Source organism: Paraburkholderia sp. (assembly GCF_034668105.1).
Taxonomy (GTDB): Bacteria; Pseudomonadota; Gammaproteobacteria; order Burkholderiales; family Burkholderiaceae; genus Paraburkholderia.
Genome location: NZ_JAXDPY010000419.1, coordinates 1 through 20,644, shown reverse-complemented (window position 1 = coordinate 20,644; position 20,644 = coordinate 1). Strand labels below are relative to the sequence as shown.

At 63.2% G+C, this 20,644-nt stretch carries 19 protein-coding genes; 6 read left to right on the top strand and 13 right to left on the bottom strand.

Translation table 11 applies throughout. From position 1 onward, the window contains the following. The 5 genes from QOC89_RS18815 to QOC89_RS18795 form a co-directional block, all read right to left on the bottom strand. The coding region (locus tag QOC89_RS18815; RefSeq protein ID WP_323046406.1) for a DUF6531 domain-containing protein at window positions 1–1,165 on the bottom strand (1,165 nt) is incomplete at its 3' end. Window positions 1,166–1,829: 664 nt separating this feature from the next. Next, window positions 1,830–2,690 carry an HlyD family secretion protein gene (locus QOC89_RS18810; RefSeq protein ID WP_323046405.1) on the bottom strand — a complete coding sequence of 287 codons (861 nt, stop codon included), beginning with the start codon at window positions 2,688–2,690 and terminating at the stop codon, window positions 1,830–1,832. A gap of 13 nt (window positions 2,691–2,703) precedes the next feature. After that, window positions 2,704–2,904, bottom strand: a complete 201-nt coding sequence (locus tag QOC89_RS18805; RefSeq protein WP_323046404.1) for a DUF1656 domain-containing protein — start codon at window positions 2,902–2,904, stop codon at window positions 2,704–2,706. Then, window positions 2,894–5,104 (bottom strand): FUSC family protein, encoded by a 2,211-nt coding sequence (locus QOC89_RS18800; protein WP_323046403.1) that lies wholly within the window; start codon window positions 5,102–5,104, stop codon window positions 2,894–2,896. Before QOC89_RS18800 ends, QOC89_RS18805 begins: the two co-directional genes overlap by 11 nt. A gap of 11 nt (window positions 5,105–5,115) precedes the next feature. After that, window positions 5,116–6,789: an efflux transporter outer membrane subunit gene (locus QOC89_RS18795; RefSeq protein WP_323046402.1), complete on the bottom strand. Its 1,674-nt coding sequence runs from the start codon at window positions 6,787–6,789 to the stop codon at window positions 5,116–5,118. 155 nt (window positions 6,790–6,944) lie between these two features. Here QOC89_RS18795 and QOC89_RS18790 point away from each other — a divergent pair, with 155 nt between their 5' ends. After that, on the top strand, window positions 6,945–7,883 hold the full coding sequence (locus tag QOC89_RS18790) for a LysR family transcriptional regulator (RefSeq protein WP_323046401.1): 939 nt from the start codon (window positions 6,945–6,947) through the stop codon (window positions 7,881–7,883). Window positions 7,884–8,006: 123 nt separating this feature from the next. After that, entirely contained in the window at window positions 8,007–8,279 is a 273-nt protein-coding gene (locus QOC89_RS18785) for a hypothetical protein (RefSeq protein ID WP_323046408.1), read from the top strand. 198 nt (window positions 8,280–8,477) lie between these two features. Here the strand turns inward: QOC89_RS18785 and QOC89_RS18780 are convergent, their stop codons facing one another. The 5 genes from QOC89_RS18780 to wrbA all read right to left on the bottom strand — a co-directional run bounded on the left by QOC89_RS18780 (window position 8,478) and on the right by wrbA (window position 13,010). Next, window positions 8,478–9,197: an SOS response-associated peptidase gene (locus QOC89_RS18780; RefSeq protein WP_323046400.1), complete on the bottom strand. Its 720-nt coding sequence runs from the start codon at window positions 9,195–9,197 to the stop codon at window positions 8,478–8,480. A gap of 300 nt (window positions 9,198–9,497) precedes the next feature. Then, window positions 9,498–10,304 (bottom strand): metallophosphoesterase, encoded by an 807-nt coding sequence (locus tag QOC89_RS18775; RefSeq protein ID WP_323046399.1) that lies wholly within the window; start codon window positions 10,302–10,304, stop codon window positions 9,498–9,500. A 95-nt stretch (window positions 10,305–10,399) separates the two neighbouring features. Beyond that, on the bottom strand, window positions 10,400–11,818 hold the full coding sequence (locus QOC89_RS18770; RefSeq protein ID WP_323046398.1) for an FAD-binding oxidoreductase: 1,419 nt from the start codon (window positions 11,816–11,818) through the stop codon (window positions 10,400–10,402). A gap of 146 nt (window positions 11,819–11,964) precedes the next feature. Next, entirely contained in the window at window positions 11,965–12,411 is a 447-nt protein-coding gene (locus QOC89_RS18765) for a DUF2069 domain-containing protein (RefSeq protein WP_416340417.1), read from the bottom strand. Next, window positions 12,408–13,010: an NAD(P)H:quinone oxidoreductase gene (gene wrbA / locus QOC89_RS18760; RefSeq protein WP_323046397.1), complete on the bottom strand. Its 603-nt coding sequence runs from the start codon at window positions 13,008–13,010 to the stop codon at window positions 12,408–12,410. Before wrbA ends, QOC89_RS18765 begins: the two co-directional genes overlap by 4 nt. Before the next feature lie 120 nt (window positions 13,011–13,130). On the opposite strand from wrbA, the gene QOC89_RS18755 reads away from it, so the two are divergent. Next, window positions 13,131–14,444, top strand: coding sequence for a YihY family inner membrane protein (locus QOC89_RS18755; protein ID WP_323046396.1), 1,314 nt, complete (start codon window positions 13,131–13,133; stop codon window positions 14,442–14,444). Window positions 14,445–14,574: 130 nt separating this feature from the next. Here the strand turns inward: QOC89_RS18755 and QOC89_RS18750 are convergent, their stop codons facing one another. The 3 genes from QOC89_RS18750 to QOC89_RS18740 form a co-directional block, all read right to left on the bottom strand. Then, window positions 14,575–14,895, bottom strand: a complete 321-nt coding sequence (locus QOC89_RS18750; protein ID WP_012433756.1) for an Mpo1-like protein — start codon at window positions 14,893–14,895, stop codon at window positions 14,575–14,577. Window positions 14,896–15,097: 202 nt separating this feature from the next. Beyond that, window positions 15,098–15,940 carry an alpha/beta hydrolase gene (locus QOC89_RS18745; RefSeq protein WP_323046395.1) on the bottom strand — a complete coding sequence of 281 codons (843 nt, stop codon included), beginning with the start codon at window positions 15,938–15,940 and terminating at the stop codon, window positions 15,098–15,100. After that, window positions 15,937–17,358: an O-acetylhomoserine aminocarboxypropyltransferase gene (locus QOC89_RS18740; RefSeq protein WP_323046394.1), complete on the bottom strand. Its 1,422-nt coding sequence runs from the start codon at window positions 17,356–17,358 to the stop codon at window positions 15,937–15,939. Before QOC89_RS18740 ends, QOC89_RS18745 begins: the two co-directional genes overlap by 4 nt. A gap of 240 nt (window positions 17,359–17,598) precedes the next feature. Here QOC89_RS18740 and QOC89_RS18735 point away from each other — a divergent pair, with 240 nt between their 5' ends. The 3 genes from QOC89_RS18735 to QOC89_RS18725 form a co-directional block, all read left to right on the top strand. Next, window positions 17,599–18,063: a CBS domain-containing protein gene (locus tag QOC89_RS18735; RefSeq protein ID WP_323046393.1), complete on the top strand. Its 465-nt coding sequence runs from the start codon at window positions 17,599–17,601 to the stop codon at window positions 18,061–18,063. Between the two features lie 145 nt (window positions 18,064–18,208). Further along, entirely contained in the window at window positions 18,209–20,146 is a 1,938-nt protein-coding gene (locus QOC89_RS18730) for an MFS transporter (RefSeq protein WP_323046392.1), read from the top strand. A 207-nt stretch (window positions 20,147–20,353) separates the two neighbouring features. Then, a partial coding sequence (locus tag QOC89_RS18725; RefSeq protein WP_323046391.1) for a chorismate synthase occupies window positions 20,354–20,644 on the top strand: 291 nt, incomplete at its 3' end.

Genomic DNA, 20,644 nt, shown 5'->3' with positions numbered 1-20,644 from the left:
AACTGGTTGTCGCAGACGGAGAACTAGTGCCGGTGGGTCTCAGCATTCCGGCGACAGAAGAAAGCTTCAACGTGGTCGTATTCTGGCTAGTGCTTATCGCAGTCGATTTGTCGCCGTATGCGAACTGCACGTTGCGCGAGGTGTCGGGATGACTGACCGAACTCGCTCGCCCCTGAGCGTCATAGGCCCAGGTGGCTATGCGCGTGCCTGTTTCGTCAATCTCTCCGGTAATTGCGTTCTTGAAGCGCGAATCGTCATAGACGTATCGATGCACATTGCCGTCAGGCCATGTGACGGACACGAGATTGTTATTGACGTCATAGGCGTATTGCGTCATTCCGCCCGAGGGGTCGTTCAGTCGTGAGAGACGGCCCTTGTCGTCATACTCAAGACGGAGCGTTATATCGGAGTTTGCGCTGGTCCCGTCGGCATGCTGCGTGATGTTCGCAAGCTGTCCAGTGCCGCCATATACCAGCGTTCTGGTGAACCCGCCTCTGTTCCTCTCGGTTTGCAGAATGCCTTGCGACGAGTACGTCTCGACCCTACCTGTAGTCGGGTCTGTGAACGTCCACACATTCCCTGTCTGCGACAGTACCAGGCCACTATAGGCGGCTGTTTTCCAGTAGCCGCCCGACCAGTTAAACGTTACTGGATCGCCGTTCTCGCGATACGCCAGCACTTTGGATGAACTACCGGCATTTGCATTCGCGAGATCGAGCTTGCGCTGCCAGTTATGAAACCAGACCGGCCCCATAGCGGTCGCGTTTTTGACAGACGGCTTGGAGCGGTAGCTGCGAGTGAACAGCATCGGCGTATCGTCGCCACTCCTGAAGTCAGCGGTGGTCAGCGAGACGGCACCGCTACCCGGATAAACGGGATCGGCTACCGGGCAACTTTCCTCAGGCTCTTCAGCGGAGGGCGTTGCACACCATGCGGTGATTGCATCAATGTCATTCCTGCACCCATAACTCCCCATCCCGCCGGGGGTATTGCTGGCGACGGTCAGGACGCACTGTGGGGTTCCTGGAACCCCGCCGGATTTTGCGTATAGATCTATGCAACTGCTTTGAGCGTTGACGCCGAAGGCGAACGCAAGCAGCACGAAGGCGGTCATCAAACGGACCACGTGCTGCACAGAGCCGTTAAATAAATTGCCTGGTTTCATGAGTCTCCCGGTTGTAAAGCGTCGTTAGAAATTCGTATTAATCACGACACTGCAGCACCGGAAACTGGAGCATGAATAGGAGAATTCGGAAAATCGATACTGGGTTTTCGATTTGGAAATTTCGGTGAAATATGCGCACTGACTCCCGCAGCGTCAGTTATCTATTCTGACGTAGCTCGCCAAAAATCTGACGTGGAATCCACCTACAAGTCAGTCGACCACTAACTCAGCCTGCGGCGCCGATCAACTACTGCATTTGATGTACGAGAAGGAACGCAGAAAGAACGGAGAAAGAATTGGATACCGGAAATGAAACGCCGGGATGACTCCGGCTCCCGAACGAAGCGCCTGAACGACCGCGACGGCGCGCGCAGCGCCGCCGGAAGAATGATGGCCTTGTCACCAGGGCCGAATGCGCGAGAACACAGATTCCAGATGCACCACTACTGCGACTGTGCGGGGGACCCGCTTAAGAGCTGGCGGGTTGAGCCGCTTTCTTTGCTTATCTTTCTTTGCGGCGGCAAAGAAAGTAAGTGCCGCCCCGCACAGGGGCGACGCTAATAGACCAATAAGAACACAAGTAAAGGCCAACACCGCAGACAAACAGCCAAAAACGAACAGCCAAAAGCGAACAGCCAACCAAGCCCCGCGAAGCGAACCACCATCACCCCGGCCGCACCACCACAGTACACGTAATCCCCGCCGCCAACACAACCCCTTGAGGAACAGAATCAATCGCGACCCGCACGGGCACCCTCTGCGCCAACCTCACCCAATTAAAAGTCGGATTGACATCAGCCAGCAGCTCGCGGCTTTCGGGATTATCCCGATCATAGATCCCCCGAGAGATGCTCTCGACATGCCCCTGCAGGATCCCCCCACTCATCAACCGGACTTCAGCCTTATCACCGATACGAACATGAGGCAGCTTGGTTTCCTCAAAATACCCATAAACCCAGAACGAGTGGCTATCGACAATCGCCAGCTTCGCAGAACCCGCAACCGCATAATCTCCGCGAAACACATTCAGGTTAGTGACATAACCATCAACCGGCGCAACAACCCGAGTCCGTTCAAGATTAAGCTTCGCGGCATCGAGTGCGGCCAAAGCCTGCTGATAAGAAGCCTCAGCAGCAGAAGCAGTATGAGTAGCGTTCTCACGACTTTCCTTGGACACCACCAACGCATCCATATCCGCCCGCCGCTGCGCATCATCGCGCTTCATCTGCAACTCAGCCTTGCGCGCAGCAACAGCAGCTTGCGCCTGCTCAACAGCAATCTGATAGTGCGACGGATCGATCTGCATCAACAGATCACCTTTCTTGACCAGCTGATTATCCTTAACGGGCAAATCAACCACTGCGCCGGAAACGTCAGGCGCCACATTCACTATCTCAGCGCGCACGCGCCCATCACGTGTCCAGGGCTCATCCATGTAATGAACCCACACCACACGCCCAATCAAAATCGCAACGATAAAGATAATGGCTGTCGCGACGAAGCCAACAATATTTCGGATGGTCATGTTTCGACTCTGATCAACGATAAACGGCGAGACTCAGCACGCCGCACACACACACGAGCAAGCTGGCCCGGAACAAGGACGGATGCCACACCACGCGATACAAGCCTGTATAGGCGATCACGCGGTCCAATACCCAGGTCAGCGCGGCGCCCGCGATAAACAGCAGCACAATAGCCGGCACGTAGGCGTCGAAAACGGCGATCTCACGTGGCATGACGAACTCCTTCTGACGCGCTGGTCCGTCCGCTCATCAACGGCTCAAGTGGCGATTGCGGATCGAGCAGCGCGGTACGAATGAAATGCAGTTGACTCAAAATGCGTTGCAGCCGATGCCGCTCCTCACGCGGCGGCGTGAAGGTAGTCAGCACCTGCTGGAGCGCGGCAATCGCATCGGTGGTGGCGGCGAGCGCGCGATCGAAACGGTCCGCGCGCGGCCGTTCGAACAGGGCGGTCACCGCATTGCGCATCGCCCGTAAGGTGATGCGCCACGGCATCGACTTCGCGTAGCGCGCGTCGGCGGGCAGCGCCGCCACCTCGCGGCGTAGATCGATCATCGCGCTGCCCACTTCGAGCACCGAGAAGAGCCAGCGCAAGGTGTCGCGTTTGAGTTCGGGTTCGTTCTGTGCGAGCGCGTTGATCTGGAACATCAGATCGCGCGCGCCGCTCTCGAAACGCGAACGCACCCGGCGCATGCCCGCGCGGCTCGCCAGCGCCACCTGGCGGCGCAGGTCGATCAGCAGGCGGTTGCGCAGCCACGGCGTCGAGGGCGGCAGCAACACGGCGAAGGCAACCACGCATACCAGCATCGACACCACCAGCGCGATCGCGTCGTTGATGGTGCCGCTCGGGTCGTAATGAATCACGTTGTCCGGGCCGGCCAGGAAACAGAAGAAGATGCAGTAGCCGACGCCGTAACCGGCCAGCGCCGGGCGCGTCGTCATGAATACGCCGAGCACCAGGAACGGCGTGAGCGCCGCGCACAGCAGCGGAAAGCCGTCGATGTGCGGATACACGCCGTACACCGCGATCATGCCCATCACCGAGGCGACCAGTGTGCCACCGGCCATCTGGAACGCCGTGCGCTTCGGATTCGGCGCCGACGACGCCAGCGCGCACACCGCCGCGGCGTCCAGCGTCAAGGTCGAGCCGCTCGGCCACGCGGTCGCGATCCAGAATGCGCCAAGCACAATCATCACGATGGCCGCACGCACGCCGGCGACGCCCGCGGCAACGCCATTCGTCTTCGGTTCGTAGCGCTCGATCCAGCGCTCGCGTTCGTGCGTGTCGACGGCAAGCGACGCGTAGGTAGCCGCGTAGGCGTGCAGATCGTCGATGAAGCGATACAGCAGTTCGGCGCCCGTGTCGAAATCGAGCAACGGCGCGTCCGGCAGCGTTTCCAGTTCGGCGCGTGTCGCGCGGACTCGCCTGGGCAATTCGGCCTTGTACGCGTCGAGCTGCGCGGCGGCGTGGGCCGCATCAGTGGCACTCAGCACGGGTTCGCCCGACTTCGCCAGCAACGGCGCGATTTCCTTGAAGTACGGCTCCAACGCTTCGACCGCCACGGTCGCGCCGCTCGTGTCGGCGTCGCGCAACCGGTTCATCAACTGATGCAGCGCGTGAAAGCGCGTCGACGCGGTCATGAACTCGCTGTTCAGACGCGCCAGTCGGCCGCCGCGCATCCGCGAATCCGGCCCTTCGAACACCGCGACACTGCGTGCCGCTTCGAACCCGACGATGTCGGCGACAAAGCGCGCATTGGTCGCTTCGATCTGCGCGCGGTCGTTGCGGCCGGCCAGCGAGGTCGACACATACTCGACGAACGCCGAGAAACGCGCGCGCACGGTGCCACGCATCTGCAAGCCGGCGAACTGGGGAAACACAAGGCCGCTGATCGCGCCCGCACTGACGATGCCGACCACCACTTCAGCCACCCGCGTCAGCGCGCTCAGAAACGCGCCGTCCGGATGCTGCGCAGCCGGAATGCCGATCAGCGCGGCGGTGTAGCCGGCCAGCACGAACCCATAGGAGCGGAAGTTGCGATTGCGCGCGGCACCCGCGGTGCAGATGCCGACCCAGATCCCGGTCGTGACGATGAACAGTTCCGGCTGCTGCGCGAACAGGCCGATCAGCGCGAGCATCACGACGAGGCCGACCAGCGTGCCGCAGATCCGGTAAAAGCTCTTGGCGAACACCATCCCGCTTTGCGGCTGCATCACGATGAACACGGTGGTCATGGCGGTGCGGGGCTGCGGCAGATCGAGTTTCATCGCGATGCCGAGCGCCAGAAAGCAGGCGGCGAGCGCTTTGAACAGATAGACCCAGGTGAGCCCGTCGGTGCGCGCCCAATCGGCGGCGGCCGAATAAAGCGCGGCAAACGATGCCGGGCGCGGAGCGGGAGAGGGGGCGGCTGACATGATCGGCTTCCTTACTCAGCCGCGCTGGCGCTGGCGCTGGCGTTGACGTCGAGGTCGAGGTCGAGATTGGCGGAAGCGTGGTTCGCGCTTGCCGCGGCGTTATCCGTGTGGCCGGCGGAGTCTGTTTGTGCCGGCGCGCCCCACGGTTTGGCCGCGGGGCTCGAACTGGCTGCCGCAGCGTTGCTCTTGCCCTTCGCCTTGCCATGCGCCGGCAACGTCTCGCTCGCCTGCGGACCATTGGCCGGTTCGTCGAGTCCACCGCCCAGCGCCGTGACCAGCGACGCATGCGCGCCAAGGCGCTCGGCCTGAATCTTCGCGACGCCTTCCTGAGCGCGCAGCAACTGGCTTTGCGCGATCAGCACATTCAGATAGTCGGTCAGACCGCGTCGATAACCTTCGCGCGCCAACTCGTAATTCTTGCGAGCCGCCGCGACCGAACGGTCGGCGTCTTGCGCCTGGGTCGCGAGCGAACGGATCCGGATCACCTGATCGGAGATGTCCTTCAGCGCGCCGACGATCGACTGGTTATAGCTATCGACCGCCTCGTCGTAGCCTGCCGACGCCGCGCCGAGTTGCGAGCGCAAACGCCCGCCGTCGAGGATCGGCAGCGACAGCGCCGGACCCGCGCTCCAGCTGTGCGACGGGTCTTTCAGGAACTGGAACAGCGGCCCCATTGCCGCATAGCCGCCGATCGACGCCAGCAGGTTGATGTCCGGATAGAAGCTGGCCTTGGCGACGTCGATGCCGCGCGCTTGCGCCGCGACCGTCCAGCGCGCCGCGACCACGTCCGGCCGATGACCGATCAGATCCGCGGGCAGTGCGCTCGGCAGACTGGCAGGTGCGTTGTCGAGCGAGAGCGTCGGACGCTGGATCGTGTCACCCGCGCCCGGACCCTTGCCGGCCAGTGCGGCCAACTGATTGCGGCCGAGCGCGATCTTTTCCTCGATCGCATCGATCTGACGTTCGTATTCCGGCAGCGGCGTTTCGGCCTGGCTCACTTCGAGCTGCGTGCCGATACCGCCTTTCAGACGACGGTTCGCCAGGTCGACGATCTGCTGCTGTTGCTGCAGCGTGGACTTCGCGATATCGAGCAGCGCGTAATTCATTGACATCTCGATGTACGTACGCACCACGTTGCCTTCCAGTTCGAGCTGGGCGGCGCGGAAGTCGGCCGCGCTGGCGTGAGCCGCGTCGAGCGCGCGTTCGGCGGCGTTCTTGTCCTTGCCCCAGAGATCCAGGTTGTACGACAGACCCAGCGTGCCGGTGTTGTTCCACGATTGCTGGCCCGCGAGCGGACCCGGGCCGTAATACAGGTTGTCGGCCCATTTCTGACGCTGGATCGACAGACTGCCGTTCACTTGCGGCGACAGCGCCGAACGGGCCACGCCGGCCATCGACACGGCTTCGCGTACCCGCGCCTGGGCGACCGCGAGACTCGGATTGCCCGTCTGCGCGGCTTCGATCCACGCATTGAGTTGCGGATCGTTATAGGCACGCCACCAGTCGACGGCCGGCCATTGGGCGTCCGCATTGGCGGCGCGGATGGCATTGCCTGCGTCGAGCGACGAAGGCTCGATTCCGCGATCTTGCGGCGCGATGCCTCCGGTACTGGCACAGCCGGCGATTGTTAATAGGATCGTAAGAACCACAGCTGCGGCGACCCCTTTCTGTACCGGAGACTGCACAATTTCCTCCAAATTTGGTTATAGAAGCATGTGCGTCATTATATTTTTCGATTGATTGGGGAATAACCGGTAAAGATGCAAGGCATTTTTACGCGATATGAGATAATCGCCTTTGCGAATCGTGCAACAATCGCTACCGATCTCTTGGGAAAAGTATGGATACGCTTCAAAACATGCGCGTATTTGTCCGCGTCGTCGAAGCGGGCAGCTTTACGGGTGCCGCGCAGCACCTGAACACGACCACGGCGTATGCGTCGCGCGCGGTTTCCGACCTCGAAGCGCATCTGCGTACGCGTCTGTTGAACCGCACCACGCGCCGTATCGCACTGACCGAGGCGGGCGAGCGCTATCTGCAGCGCTGCGAGCAGATCCTCGCGTATGTGGATCAGGCCGAAGCGGAAGCCAGCGACGCTCACGCGCGTCCGTCCGGCAAGCTCAAGGTCCACGCGATGACAAGCTTCGGCCAACACTATGTGGTGCCGGCCGTGGGCCGCTATCAGGAGCGCTATCCGGACGTGCATGTCGAACTGACGCTCGCGCAGCGCATGCCCGATCTGCTCGATGAAGGTTTCGATCTCTCGCTGACCCTCGCAACCGGCCTGCCGGATTCGGGGCTGGTGTCGCAGCGGCTGGGCAGCGCGTTCAGCATTGTGTGCGCATCGCCGGCTTATCTGGAGCGGCACGGCGTGCCCCAAACGCCCGCGGACCTGACGCGTCACACTTGCCTGCAAATGGTCACGCCGATTTTTCCGACCGACAAATGGATTTTCGACGGCCCGAACGGCGAGGAAACGGTTGCCCTGGGGCCGGCCACCTTCCAGGTGAATGTCGCCGAAGCGATGGCTGTCGCGGCGTCCAGCGGCATGGGCGTGGGGCTGATTCCGATCTACTCGGCGATCAGAGGTTTGCGTAGCGGCGAGCTCGTGTGGCTGTTGCCGGAATACACGTCGCAGGAAATGAATCTGTATGCGCTGTATCCGTCACGGCAGTATCTGGATGCGAAAATTCGCACCTGGGTCGAGTTTCTGCGCGACGAACTGCCGGCCACGCTGGCCGCCGATCAGGAAGAATTGCGCCAGTTCGCGCGCGGCTGAAGCAGCGCCCCGCGGGCGGTTGACCGTTGTTGACGGGTTTTGCCGCCGGCGGTACGACAGCCTGTTACATAAGTGCCGCGGCGCAACATTTCCTTACTTCTGCCTCGGGATCGATTTGCTAACGTGTGGTCCATACGCTGCCGCATTCAGCCGGACGCGTTCAGGAAGCCGCCGTTCGGCGAATCGCAACACCCGCAACACCCGCAACAACCGCAAGAATTCAAGGACGAGGAACTCATGGATACGCATCTGATGATCGGCGTGGCCGTTATGTTGGGACTGATCGGAATCGCCGCCTCGCGCGATCTGTTGCGCCGTCTGCGTGAACAGCAGCCGCAACTGATGCCGATCAAGGTCGAGCGTCCCGATCTGCAGGTCCAGCGGCACGATCGTTGAAGCCTGTGGGCGCGCTGGACCGCCTGGTGCACGGCAATTGAGTTCGCTGCTGCCTTTTTCCGGCGTGCCTTTTGCGTTACCGCGCCATGGCGGTCTGGCTGCCGATCTGTTTCGATCCGCGCTCCAGACGCTGGGTTATGGTGCTTCCATTCTCACTCCGCACAGTGGGTCCAGTGCTCTGATCCGCGCTCCGCACGCCTAGTGCAGCGCTTCGATCAGACCCGGCTCGTCATTGAGCGTGCGGTCTACCTCCGGACTCACCCGATGCCAGCGAAACCGCGCGGCGGGCAGGCAAGCACTGCGCGCGAGCTGTTCGAGTTCGTCGAACTGCAGAGCGGAATCCAGCCAGCGGCGCGCCGCCTCGGGCGCGAATACCAGAGGGCGGCGGTCGTGCACGTCGATCAGGCCCGCGTCGGCAGTGGCCGTCACGATTACCAATCCCATGCCGTCCGTTTGCGCTTCGGTGCCGCGTACATTCGATAAAGCCGCGAGGTACATCGGAATGGCGCTTCTAAGGTGCACGAAGTAGGGCTGGCGGACCGTGGCCTCGGCTTGCGCGCCGATGGTGCCATTTGATGGTCCGGGCACCGCTTCCATGCGCCATTCGAACCAGCCGTCTGCCGGCACCAGTACCCGTCCCGTTTTCCACAGGTCTTTGAAGTAGCGCGTATGCGGCGCTGTTTCGGCGCGCGCGTTGATCGTCTGCGGCAGATGCTGTGCGCGTGCCCAGTCCGGGCAATATCCCCAGTGGATTGCGCGTAATGTCTGGTCCGGGTAAATCGCGAGCGGATGGGTGCCCGGCGCCAGGTTGTAGCCCGGGCGCCGGTCCGCGGCGTCGAACAGCATGAGCGGATCGGCGAGGCCGAGCTGCTGGGCGTACAGATGCGGATCGCGGTACTGGCTGATTCGACCACACATGAGCAACCTCCGGAAATGACCGGTCGCGCCGGTTTGGCCGGTTGGGGCAAGCCGGCGATGGGGCGGCGATGCGGCTGGCGCGCCGACGCGCTGTGTATGTCAGGGCCCAGCCAAGCCAGCCAAGCAACATCAAGCCAAGCCAGCCAAGCCAGCCAAGCCCAGCGCCACGCCATGCCATGGCAACGCCAACGCCAACGCCAACGCCAACGCGCCAATCACGTGCCGGCGAGACTTGACCCGACGACAACAGCGTAGTGCGTCGCGCGTGGCCGCGCTACCCAGATCGGCCCGAAGCCGATGCTATATCTCCACGACCTTATCCCACGTGAATTGCGGGTTTTCCCACTGCCTGGTGCGCCGGTCGAAATAGCCGCGTGGATTGCAGACCACGCGCGTGCCGTTCACGGTGTAATCGAACGGGGTATGCGTATGCCCATGAATCCACAGCGCGACGGGCGCGCGCACCAGTTCCGGCAAATGATTGACGAAACCAGCCGACACGCGATCCTCCGCGTAGCGCTCGGCCAGACTTAGCCGATGCGGCGCGTGATGCGTGACGACGATCGTCTTGCCGTCGAACGGTCTGGCGAGCTCGTTTTCGAGCCAGGCGCGCGCCTGGCGGTGCAGCGCGAGGGAATCGCCAGGCGTGAAGTCGCGCGGCGAATCTTCGGTGCCGTGCGGCCAGTTCATCTGGATCAGGCCGCGGAAGTCGAGCATCGCGCGGCGCGAAGCGTCGATGCACTCGGCGAGCGTGTCAGGATCCGCGCCGTATAACGCGAAGTCGGTCCACAAGGTGGTGCCGAGCACGCGCCAGCGGCCTTGCGGGTCGACCAGCGCGGCATTGTTCAGCACATGCACGTTGTCGACTTGCGCGGCTGCGTCGTAGAGGGCCGCCTCGAGCGCGCCGAATTCGCCGTCGTAGTACTCGTGATTGCCGGGCACGTAGACGACCGGCACGGCGCCGTCGAAAGCTTGCGCGGCCCAGCGCGGGCCGGCCGCATGATTGTGGATGTCGCCGGCCAGCACGATCAGATCCGCGTGCGCATGCGGGATCAGCTCGGGCTCGTCGTTCTCCAGATGCAGATCGGACAACACTCGAATCTTCACGACGACATCTCCTGCAATGGCCCTCGCACCGGATGGCGAAGGCTTCAGACCAAAGGCTTTGAATCGCCAAAGGCTCTAAACCGAACGCTCAAACCCTAGCGTAGCACCTTGCCTGGATTCATCAGGTTCAGCGGGTCGAGCGCGCGTTTCACCACGCGCATCAGCTGTATCTCGACGTCCTGCTTGTAATGCATCGCCTCGTCGATTTTCAACTGGCCAAGGCCGTGCTCCGCGCTGATGCTGCCGCGATGCCGGTGCACGCTGTCGTAGACGAGCTGGTTGATCGGACTTTGCCAGGTCTTGAGGAACGCCTTCGCGTCGACGCCCTCTGGCGCCTGCACGTTGTAGTGCAGGTTGCCGTCGCCGAGATGGCCGAACGTGACCATGCGCACGCCCGGCACGGCTTGCGCGATCGCCGCGTCGGTTTCCTCGATGAAGCGGCCAATGCGCGAAATCGGTACGGCGATATCGTGCTTGATGTTCAGACCTTCCTCAGCCTGCGCGAGCGGGATGTGTTCGCGCAGATTCCAGAATGCTCGCGACTGCGCGAGGTTTTCCGCGACCACCGCGTCTTCCACCAGACCTTCTTCGAGCGCGGTTTCCATCAGGCGCTCGAACAGTCCGCGCGCGTGCTCCTCGCTCTCGCTGTCCGACAGTTCCAGCAGCACGACTTGCGCATGCGGTTCGGCGAACGGATAGCGCATCTGCTCGAAATGCCGGCCCACCAGCCGCAGACAGAAATCCGACATCAGTTCGAAGCCGGTCAGAAGCGGCCCGGCGACGCGTTGCGTGAGCGACAGGAAATCGAGCGCCGCATGCGGCGACGCAAGCGCGGCGAGCGCCGTGACACGCGCGGCCGGTTGCGGATGCAGCTTGAGCACCGCGGCGGTGATGATGCCGAGCGTGCCTTCCGCGCCGATAAACAGATCGCGGAGGTCGTAGCCGGTGTTGTCTTTGCGCAGTCCGCGCAGGCCGTCCCACAGTTCGCCTTGTGGCGTAACCACTTCCAGGCCGAGACAGAGTTCGCGCGTGTTGCCGTAACGCAGGACGCCAGTGCCGCCCGCGTTGGTGGCGAGATTGCCGCCGATCGTGCAACTGCCTTCCGCGGCGAGACTCAAGGGGAACAGGCGGCCGGCTTCTTCGGCATGCTTCTGTACTTCGGCGAGGATCACCCCGGCTTCGACAGTGATCGTGTTGTTGTGCGGATCGATATCGCGCACACGGTTCAGACGCCGCAGACTGATGACCGCCTGCGCGCCGCTTGCATCCGGCGTGGCGCCGCCGGCCAGACCGGTGTTGCCGCCCTGCGGCACCAGCGCGATGCGATGCTCGACGGCGAGTCTGGCGAGCGCCGCGACCTCGTCAGGCGTGGCCGGGCAGAGCACGGCGCAGGCCGCGCCGGTGTAGCGGCGGCGCCAGTCGGTGAGGTAAGGCGCAGTGTCGTGCGGGTCGGTGAGTACGTGGGCTGTGCCGATTGCGTCGCGGCAAGCAGTGAGGAAAGCGGCTTGGGTCATGTTGGTCGGTCAGGATGTTCGGCGGATAGGTTACGCGGCAAGCGCTGTTTTCATCGAGTGCCTCCCTCGGCCTGGCTGGTGTTCGGCTTGGTGTTATCAGGTGTTGCCTGTTTCGATGCTTGTTGTGTGACCTGCTCAGTTGCCCGTTAGGTTGTTCGCTGCGCGGCCTGTTTGGCTGCCCGTTTTGCGGCGCGCTTGAACGGGCCGACATAGACGAGCGTGCAGACGAAAAAAATAACGGAGAGCGCGGCTTCGAGCCAACCGAGGCGCGCGCTCAGGCCGCGATCGCTCCAGCCGCGGACGATGCCCTCGGCAAAATACAGCAGGATCAGCATCGAGGCCCACTGCAACGTGTAAAGCCGATGCCGCCACACGCCGGGCAGGGCGAGCAGGAGCGGCACGGCTTTGAGCACCAGCGCCGAGCCGCCTGGACGCAGCGGCGCGAGCCACCATTCCCACGCGACCGTCAACACGGTCAGCGCGATCAGCGCAGCGCTGGCGCCGAATGCGGCGGCGGCATTTCGAGGGGCGGACTCCGCAGTGGTCGGGTCCGCCGCTGACGCGCCGGCTTGTTCGGCGTTGTCTGCGCTCACGGGCGTTCGCTCAGGGATGCCGCCGCGCGGGCAACGCGTGCGCCGAGGGCAATCGCCAGTGTTTTTTCGTCGGCGGAGATGCCCTGTCCGGCTGTGCCCGCGCGGGCGAAATGCGACGCGCCGTAGGGCGTGCCGCCGGTTTGCGTGGTGGACAGCGCGCTCTCGGTGTAGGGGATCCCGACGATCAGCATGCCGTGATGCAGGAGCGGCAGCATCATCGACAACAGCGTGGATTCCTGGCCGCCGTGCAAACTGCCGGTGGACGTGAACACGCAGGCCGGTTTGCCGGACAGCGCACCCGCAAGCCACTGCGGCGTGGTGCCGTCGAGAAAGTATTTCAGTGACGCGGCCATGTTGCCGAAGCGGGTGGGCGAACCGAGCGCGAGACCGGCGCATTCCTCGAGGTCGCGCAGTTCGACGTAGGGCGGCCCTTCAGCGGGAATATCCGGCTGGGTCGCTTCGCAGACGGTGGAAACCGCCGGCACGGTGCGCACGCGCGCCTGCATGCCGGGGACGCTGTCGACGCCGTGCGCGATCGCCAACGCCAGCTCGCGGGTGGCGCCGTGCCGGCTGTAATAAAGCACGAGAATGTCTTTCATAGGCCTCATCGGTGAGCGGGTATTATAGGGGCTGGGTCCGCTGCACAGGCCATCCATGGCCATTCGGCCAGGCCTCGCGCCCGGTCGTGGCGCACTGTTTCATGAAGCAAGGAGGTGGGTTTGTTGTCCAGGGTGCGTTTCGATCTCGACACGCTCAAACGGCTCGCGCAATTCGCCGCGAAGCGCAGTAGCGAAGACCGCATTCCGCAGGTGGCCGGCAGCCTCACGTTCACCACTATGCTCGCGCTCGTGCCGCTTGCCACGGTCGCGTTCGCGCTGTTTACCGCGTTTCCGATTTTCAGTTCGTTCCAGATGTCGCTGCAGATTTTCCTCGCCGACCATCTGATGCCCGCGCAGCTCAACAGTCAGATTTTCAATTATCTGAACCAGTTCGCGTCCAAGGCGAAGGGCCTTACAACCATCGGCATGATTTTTCTGTTCGTCACCGCCGTGATGACGATGATGACCGTGGAGTCCGCCTTCAATGTGATCTGGCGGGTGCGCAAGGCGCGGCCAATCGCGCAGCGCATTCTGGTCTACTGGGCGATCATCACGCTCGGTCCGATTCTGATCGGCGTGAGCCTGTCGATTTCTTCCTATCTGTTCACGCGGTCCATGGCGTTCAGCGCCGCTCAGCACATTACGCCGGTGATCGACTGGGCGCTGACCAGCGCCGCGCTGCCATTGACGGCGTTAGCCTTCACAATGCTTTACGTGTTTTTGCCGAACTGCCGCGTGGAATGGCGTGACGCGGCGATTGGCGGGATTACGGCCGCGATCGCTTTCGAACTCGCCAAGCGCGGCTTCGGCTTTTACGTGCGCCGGATTCCCACCTACACGGCGGTGTACGGCGCGTTTGCCGCTGTGCCGCTGTTTCTGCTATGGATGTACCTCTGCTGGTTCATCGCACTGGCCGGCGCGATGATCGCATCGGCGTTGCCGGCGATCAGGATCGGCCAGTTTCATCGGCCTACATTCGAGGGCAGTGATCTGTTCGATTCGCTCGAATTGCTCGCGCGGCTCTCGGAAGCGCGCGATGCCGGCAAACGCGGCTACACGGTGCCGGAACTCTCGCGTATGCTTCGTCGCGAGATGGACACCACGATCAAGCTGCTGCAAAAGCTCGAGGAGATCGAATGGATCGCGCGCTTGCAGGAGGACGGCATGCGTCCGCATTTCGTGCTGCTGGCAAATCCGGCGCGGATCACGGTTGAGCAGCTGTTCAACCTGTTCGTGATCGATCGCGCGGAGCTCGAGTATCAGCTTCAACTGGACTCCACGCGCGTGGATGGCCAGACGCTTCTCGCGGCGCTCGAAAACGACAAACTGAAAGTGACGCTCGCCGCGTTGCTGGCGGCGCGTGCTGCCGCACGCGCAGCGCGTGCCCAGGACAACGAGCAAGGCGCTTCTTCAATGCCGCATCAGGCTGCGTGAGCAGGCGGCACGAGCAGGCTGCACGAGCAGGCCGCGTGAGCAGGCGGCACGGACAGACTGCCCGGGCGGGCCACCCGAACGCGCTGGCAGACCCACACAGAAATCAAGCCACCCGAACGCGCCGGCAGACCTACAGAGAAATCTTCCCGACGCAGATGTCCTTGAACATCACCCAATCGCCCATCAAGCTATAGAGCGGATGCCGGAAAGTAGCCGGGCGATTCTTCTCGAAGAAGAAATGCCCGACCCAGGCGAAGCCATATCCACAGATGACGGCAGCCGGCAGCCATAGCCAGTCACCGGTGGCGAGCGCCATGGCGAGGCAACCGATCACGCCGAGCGAACCCACGAAATGCAGCCGCCGCGATACCGTGTTGCGATGCTCGCTCAGGTAGTACGGATAGAACTCCGCGAAGCTCGCGAAGTGATCGGTGTGCGCGGTTTGAGCCATCATGGCCTCCGAATGTCGACGCGGGTCGATGCCGTGCCCGTCGCTCCCAAGTTGCTTCGCGGCGCGCCGGGATGCTCGGAACGCACTCGAAACAGGACAGGCTCGAACCATTGTGCGGCTATCGGACCCTGCGCGCAACCTGGCCATTCGGCCGATGGCGCGTCTACTCCGGTGCGCTTATCGTGACGACTCGCAACGATAACTAACCACCGTATGAAACAGTGCCTGCGGCCTTCGCGGCGAAGCTGAACAGCGCGTCGAGGGTAGCGTCAGGCTGCTCGGTCATCAGGGCATGGCCGGCTTCGAGCATGACAGTGTCGACCGGTACGCCGGCCCGGGAGAGCGCGTCAGCGAGCGCTTTGGCCGCGCGTGGCGGCGTCATTGCGTCGCGCCGGCCCACCATCAGGCGCGTTGGGCAACGCACCTCGGCGGCGCGCGTGAGGCCGTCCGCGTAGCTGTTGCACGCGGTGAAGTCGGTGTGGAACAGGTGCGTCTCGCCGCTCGCCGAGACACGCTCCATCAACCGCTGGTTCATGCCGTGCAGCCAGAAGCCCGGGCCCGGGCACGACGGCTTGGCGGCGAGCGTCGAATGCGACCATTGATTGACCATCTCGATCGCCTCGGCCTCGCGATGCAGGGCGGCGTCGAGCAACGCGTCGGAGACGGCCATCGGCATGGCGGTGGCGAGCAGCGCCAGGTGCGTGACGCGCTCCGGATAGCGGCCGGCGAAGTCGAGCGCGATCAGCGAGCCCATGCTGTGGCCGGCCACGAGCGCGCGCTGTACGCCGGCGGCGTCGAGCAGGGCGGCCAGCCAGTCGGCCATTGCGGTCACGGTGGTGAGCGCGGGGCCGGCGCTGCGGCAGTGGCCGGGCAGATCGACCGCCAGTACGCCAAAGCCGTGATGCGCGAAGTAACGCGTTTGCAATGCCCACACGCTATGGTCGTGCTCGGCGCCGTGGATGAATACCGCGCTCGGCAGGTTGGGGTCGAAGGGTTTGCCGCCGGTGTACGCGTAAGCCGGCTTGCCTTGAACGGTGAGGATCATGCGGACTCCGGGCGGGATTGGGTCGCGTCGGCGGACGGGGTGTCGCGGGCTGGCGCAGCAGATGGACGGGAGGGGCTGTTCTTCGCCGCGCCGGACGAACCAGATGGTCCGCTCCCCGGTACACTCGTCCCGCCCGCTTTCTGCGCGGCTTTCAGCGCACGCTTGAGGTCGTCGATCAGATCGTCGGGGTCTTCGAGGCCAATAGACAGGCGGATCGTGCCTTCGGCGATGCCGGCTGCGGCGAGTGCGGCGGCGTCCATGCGGAAGTGCGTCGTGGACGCAGGGTGAATGACCAGCGAGCGTGCGTCGCCGACGTTCGCGAGATGCGAGAACAGCGAAAGCGTTTCAATGAAGCTGCGTCCGGCGGCGCGGTCGCCGCGCAGATTGAAGCTGAACACCGCGCCCGCGCCGCGCGGCAGCAGACGCTTCGCGAGCGCATGGTCCGGATGCGATGGCAGTTCCGGGTAGGCGACGGCTTCGACGGCGGGGTGGGCGCCCAGGAATTCAACCACTTTGCGCGTGTTCGCGACGTGCCGTTCCATGCGTAGCGGCAGCGTCTCGATGCCTTGCAGGAGTTGCCAGGCGGCCTGCGGATGCAGGCAGGCGCCGAAGTCGCGCAAACCCTCGCGGCGCGCGCGCAGAAGAAACGGTGCGACGGTGCTTTCCTCGGCGAATACCATGCCGTGAAAGCCCTCGTACGGTTCGGTGAATTCGGGGAAACGGCCGGACGCGTTGAAGTCGAACGTGCCGCCGTCCACCAGCACGCCGCCGATCGTGGTGCCGTGGCCGCCGAGAAATTTGGTCGCCGAGTGATAGACGAAGTCGGCGCCGTGCTCGAACGGCTTGAGCAGATAGGGCGTGGTGAAGGTCGAGTCGACGAGCAACGGCACGCCGTGCTCATGCGCGATTTGCGCCACGGCAGCGATATCGAGCACGTCGAGGCCCGGGTTGCCGAGTGTTTCGCCGAACAGCAGGCGCGTGTTCGGACGCAGCGCGGCGCGCCACGCGTCGGGGTCTCCGGGTTTGACGAAGGTCGTCTCGATGCCGAAGCGCCGCAGCGTGTAGTGCAGCAGGTTGTGCGAGCCGCCATAGAGCGCGCTGGAGGCGACGATATGGGCGCCGGCACCCATCAATGTGGCGATCGCCAGATGCAAGGCGGCCTGGCCGCTCGCCGTGCCGATCGCGCCCGCGCCGTTTTCCAGCGCGGCAACGCGTTCCTCGAACACGGCCACGGTCGGATTCGAGATGCGCGAATAGACGTGGCCGGCGCGCTCCATATTGAAGAGCGCCGCGGCATGGTCCGAGTCGCGGAACGAAAACGAGGTAGTCTGGTAAATAGGCGTGGCGCGCGCGCCGGTGGTGGGGTCGGGCGCGGCGCCGGCGTGCAGCGCAAGCGTATCGAAACGGTTGGCGGACATGCTGGGCGGCGAGGCCACGGACAGCCTCGCGAAAAGGTGAAAGTGGCGGCCATCCTATCACCGGCATGGATCGCTTCAAGCGCGGTTTTCCCGATGCGCGTGGTCGGGAGGGTTCCGGATCAGGCTTGCAAACGCCCGTTGCGCCATGGCGGGCGGCCCGCTTTCCTTTTATGGGCCTTTCCGCTAGGATCGAAAGTCATTCAGGCATTGTCAGCTTAAGCGGTATCACGGAGACAGATCATGCGAGTCAGCGACATTCTTAAAGTCAAAGGCAACACCCTTTTCACGGTTACGCCGGATACCACGCTGCACGACGCAGTCAATACCATGGCCGAGCACGACATCGGCTCGCTGGTCGTGATGGAATACGGCGACCTCGTCGGCATGCTGACGTTTCGTGAAATCATTCTGGTCTTGAGCAAGCACGGCGGCAGCCTCGGTACCTCCACGATCCGCAAGTTGATGGACGACCATCCGCTCACGTGCACCCCCGAAACGGACGTCAATGAGGTTCGTCGCATGATGCTCGAGCATCATGTGCGCTATTTGCCGGTGCTGGAAAGCCGCACGCTGATGGGCGTGATTTCGTTCTACGACGTCGCGAAGGCCGTGGTCGAAGAGCAGGGTTTCGAAAACCGCATGCTCAAGGCCTATATCCGCGACTGGCCGGAAGAACAGCAGGAACAGCAACCGGCGCCGCGCTAACCGGCCAACGCGCGGTGGCTCACCGCGGCGTTCGCGCCGTTGCCGTGAGTGTGAAAATGCAAACAAGGCGCGCGCGAAAGCGTGCGCTTTTTTTGTGCCCAGGCCCCGGCCCTTTCCCGGTTCTTTAGCCCGTTCCCGGAACTTCATGAGCGATCGTCCGCTACCTGCCGCCCGTCGTGCCGCTCGCCCACACGAGACGAACGAATCCCAGTTCCGCCTGCTCGGGCAGCGCCGTTTCGCGCCGTTTTTCTGGACCCAGTTCCTTGGCGCGATGAACGACAACGTGTTCAAGATCGGCTTCACGTCGCTCGTCACGTATCAGGCGGCGCGCTTTTCCGGCGTCGAGCCGAAAACGGCCGCGTTCCTGATCTCGGCGATTTTCATTTTGCCGTTCGTGCTGCTGTCGGCTACCTCCGGCCAGATCGCGGACAAGTACGACAAGGCGATGCTCACGCGCTTCGTCAAGAGCTTCGAAATCGTCGTCATGCTGATCGGCGGCGCGGGTTTCTGGCTGCATAGCGCGCCGCTGCTGTACCTGTGCACGTTTCTGATGGGCGTTCATTCAACCGTGTTCGGGCCGGTCAAGTATTCGTACCTGCCGCAGCATCTGTCGAAGTCGGAACTGGTCGGCGGTAACGGGATGGTTGAGATGGGCACCTTCGTCGCGATCCTGATCGGTACGATCGTCGGCGGCGTGGGCGCGGGTTTCGTCGAGCATGGCGCCGCGGTGCTGGCCTGCGCCTGTGTCGCGATTGCGCTGGTGGGGCGGCTGGTGTCGAACTTCGTGCCGCTTACGCCAGCGCCGCAGCCCGATCTGCGTATCAACTGGAACCCAGTCAGCGAGACGTGGCGCAATCTGAAACTCGCGCGCGAAAACCGTACGGTGTTTCTAAGCCTGCTGGGAATTTCCTGGCTGTGGTTCATCGGCGCGACTTTTCTGTCATCGTTTTTCAGCTTCGCGAAAAATGTGTTGTCCGCCGATCCGGATGTCGTGACCGTGCTGCTCGGCACGTTCTCGATCGGCATCGGTCTGGGTTCGCTGATGTGCGAAAAGCTCTCGAAGCGGCGCATCGAAATCGGCCTCGTGCCGCTCGGCTCGATCGGTATGAGCGTGTTCGCGATCGATCTGTTCTTCGCGAGTCATGCGTTGCCGACGGCGGGGCATCTGCTGAGCGTGGGCGAGTTCCTCGTGCGGCCGGCTCATTGGCGCGTGCTGGCCGATCTGTTCCTGCTGGCCCTGTTCGGCGGCCTCTACAGCGTGCCGCTTTATGCGCTGATCCAGAGCCGCAGCCAGCCGAGCCACCGGGCGCGTATCATCGCCGCGAACAACATTCTGAATTCGCTGTTCATGATCGTTTCGTCATTGATGGCGATGGCGTTGACCGCGGCGGGTTTCAGTATTCCAGCGATTTTCCTCGTCACCGCGTTGCTGAACATCGTCGTCGCGACATACATCTATTCGCTCGTACCGGAGTTTTTGCTGCGTTTTATCGCGTGGGTACTGGCGCATACCTTCTACCGGATTCGGCTGGTGCATGCCGAACGGATTCCGGAAGAGGGTGCGGCCGTGCTGGTGTGCAACCACGTGAGCCTCGTCGACGCGATCGTCATCATGGCGGAGAGCCCGCGGCCGATCCGCTTCGTGATGGATCATCAGATCTTCAAGTCGCCGTTCGCCGGCTGGGTGTTTCGTCATGCGAAGGCGATTCCGATTGCGCCCGCCCATCAGGACGCGGCGTTGTTGACGCGGGCTTATGAGCGTTGTGCGCACGCGCTGGCCGAGGGCGATCTGGTCTGTATCTTCCCCGAGGGCAAGCTGACGAAAACCGGCGAGATGAATCCGTTCCGCCATGGCGTGACCGAAATCGTGCGCCGCACGCCGGCGCCGGTGATACCGATGGCACTGCGCGGATTGTGGGGCAGCGTGTTTTCGCGCGCCAACGACGCGCGCTGGCCGCGGCCGATCCAGAAAGGTGTGATGAGCCGGCTGACGCTGGCGGTGGGTGAACCGATCGATCCTGCCGAGGCGACGCCGGAAGCGTTGCAGCGGATCGTTACCGAACTGCGCGGGGCGCGGAAGTAGGCCGGTTGCCGATCGGGCCTGTAGCGCAAGCTGCGGCGTCATGGAGTTCGCGGTTGGGCCGTGTCGCGGCAGGAATTTCTGCACCTCCGCTTGCGGCCCCGCTCCGCCGGGGACTTGTCCGGAAGGCATAGACCGGCGGGCGCCGCGGCCTGGCCCCTTGGGGGCTGGCATAATAGTGCCTTCCCCGCATTTCTTTGGACGACGCCCATGTCCGGCAACACGCTCGGTACGCTTTTCACTGTTACGACCTTCGGCGAATCGCACGGCCCCGCTATCGGCTGCGTGATCGACGGCTGCCCGCCGGGTATGGCGCTTAACGAAGCCGACATCCAGCTTGAACTCGACCGCCGCAAACCCGGCACGTCGCGCCACGTCACGCAGCGTCAGGAAGAAGACAAGGTCGAGATCCTGTCGGGCGTGTTCGAAGGCCAGACGACCGGCGCGCCGATCGCGCTGCTGATCCGCAATACCGATCAGCGCAGTAAGGACTACGGCAAC

What these genes read in the sequence shown, in the direction of transcription:
- QOC89_RS18810 (WP_323046405.1), bottom strand. Translation starts at nt 2,690, where the DNA reads ATGACCATCCGAAATATTGTTGGCTTCGTCGCGACAGCCATTATCTTT.
- QOC89_RS18805 (WP_323046404.1), bottom strand. Translation starts at nt 2,904, where the DNA reads ATGCCACGTGAGATCGCCGTTTTCGACGCCTACGTGCCGGCTATTGTG.
- QOC89_RS18800 (WP_323046403.1), bottom strand. Translation starts at nt 5,104, where the DNA reads ATGTCAGCCGCCCCCTCTCCCGCTCCGCGCCCGGCATCGTTTGCCGCG.
- QOC89_RS18790 (WP_323046401.1), top strand. Translation starts at nt 6,945, where the DNA reads ATGGATACGCTTCAAAACATGCGCGTATTTGTCCGCGTCGTCGAAGCG.
- QOC89_RS18780 (WP_323046400.1), bottom strand. Translation starts at nt 9,197, where the DNA reads ATGTGTGGTCGAATCAGCCAGTACCGCGATCCGCATCTGTACGCCCAG.
- QOC89_RS18770 (WP_323046398.1), bottom strand. Translation starts at nt 11,818, where the DNA reads ATGACCCAAGCCGCTTTCCTCACTGCTTGCCGCGACGCAATCGGCACA.
- wrbA (WP_323046397.1), bottom strand. Translation starts at nt 13,010, where the DNA reads ATGAAAGACATTCTCGTGCTTTATTACAGCCGGCACGGCGCCACCCGC.
- QOC89_RS18750 (WP_012433756.1), bottom strand. Translation starts at nt 14,895, where the DNA reads ATGGCTCAAACCGCGCACACCGATCACTTCGCGAGCTTCGCGGAGTTC.
- QOC89_RS18745 (WP_323046395.1), bottom strand. Translation starts at nt 15,940, where the DNA reads ATGATCCTCACCGTTCAAGGCAAGCCGGCTTACGCGTACACCGGCGGC.
- QOC89_RS18740 (WP_323046394.1), bottom strand. Translation starts at nt 17,358, where the DNA reads ATGTCCGCCAACCGTTTCGATACGCTTGCGCTGCACGCCGGCGCCGCG.
- QOC89_RS18735 (WP_323046393.1), top strand. Translation starts at nt 17,599, where the DNA reads ATGCGAGTCAGCGACATTCTTAAAGTCAAAGGCAACACCCTTTTCACG.
- QOC89_RS18730 (WP_323046392.1), top strand. Translation starts at nt 18,209, where the DNA reads ATGAGCGATCGTCCGCTACCTGCCGCCCGTCGTGCCGCTCGCCCACAC.